Genomic DNA, 1,195 nt, shown 5'->3' on the forward strand with positions numbered 1-1,195 from the left:
CCGACCGCATCGAGCTGCGGCAGGACGGCCGCATCGTCGGTGCGCATGTCCGTGCCTTCGGACGTGGCGGCACGATCTACGACCCCTGGCATTACGTGCCCGTGCTGGCCCGCAAGCCCGGCGCGTTGCGCAACGGCGCGCCGTTCAAGGACTGGGTGCTGCCCGGAGCCATCGAGCGCGTCCGCCGCAAGCTCCGCGCCGCGCCCAACGGTGATCGGCAGATGGTGGAGATCCTCGGCACGGTACTGACGGACGGTCTGCCCGCGGTGGAGGCCGCCTGCGCCGAGGCGCTCGCCGACGGGGTCCATTCCGCCGACGTCATCCTCAACATCCTCGCCCGTCGCCGCGATCCCGGACCGCCGGCGACGATCATGACGCCCGCCGCGCTCAGGCTCGCCTGCGAGCCGGCCGCCAATTGCGTCCGGTACGACAGCCTCAGGAGAACAGTATGATGGAGAGAACCGAGATATTGGCCGCAATGAGTGGGCTCAAGCTGTTCGGCATGAAGGCCGCCTACGACGAGATCGTCGCGGCCGCGGTGAAGCGCCAGCATGAGCCCCAGAAGGTCGTCGGGGATCTCATGTCGGCTGAACTCAGCGAGAAGCAGGCGCGCTCGATCAAGTACCAGATCGCCATCGCCAAGCTGCCGCTGGCCAAGGAACTCGAGGACTTCACCTTCGACGGCACGCCGGTCAACGAGACGCTGGTCCGCGACCTTGCCGGCGGCGGCTTCTTGGAGCAGCAGCGCAACATCGTGCTGATCGGCGGTACCGGGACCGGCAAGACCCATATCGCCGTCGCCATCGCCCGCGCCTGCATCCGCGGCGGCGCCCGCGGCCGCTTCTTCAACGTCGTCGATCTGGTCAACAAGCTCGAGGCCGAGGCTCGCGGCGGCAGGCAGGGGCGGCTCGCTGATCATCTGGGCCGGCTCGACTTTGTCGTGCTCGACGAACTCGGGTACCTGCCCTTCGCCCAAGCTGGCGGACAGCTGCTCTTCCACCTCGTCAGCAAGCTCTACGAGCAGACCTCGGTCATTGTCACCACGAACCTCGCCTTCGGCGAATGGCCCAGCGTCTTCGGTGACGCCAAGATGACCACCGCACTCCTCGACCGGCTCACCCACCACTGCGACATCGTCGAGACCGGCAACGACAGCTGGCGCTTCAAGACCCGGGCCTGAACCAGATCATCGCGC

Annotated in this window: 1 protein-coding gene and 1 pseudogene; both read left to right on the forward strand. The window is 67.4% G+C overall.

Annotation, left to right across the window (positions count from 1 at the left end; genetic code table 11):
- Positions 1–555, forward strand: a pseudogene (locus ACUN0C_RS20155) (IS21 family transposase); the annotation flags it as partial.
- On the forward strand, positions 452–1,180 hold the full coding sequence (gene istB, locus ACUN0C_RS20160) for an IS21-like element helper ATPase IstB (RefSeq protein ID WP_445468189.1): 729 nt from the start codon (positions 452–454) through the stop codon (positions 1,178–1,180). The pseudogene ACUN0C_RS20155 and the gene istB, both read left to right, overlap by 104 nt.
- Positions 1,181–1,195: the final 15 nt, after the last annotated feature.

This window comes from Faunimonas sp. B44 (assembly GCF_052655945.1).

Bases quoted from the DNA above. Each gene is read 5' to 3' on its own strand.
- istB (WP_445468189.1), top strand. From the start codon at position 452: ATGGAGAGAACCGAGATATTGGCCGCAATGAGTGGGCTCAAGCTGTTC.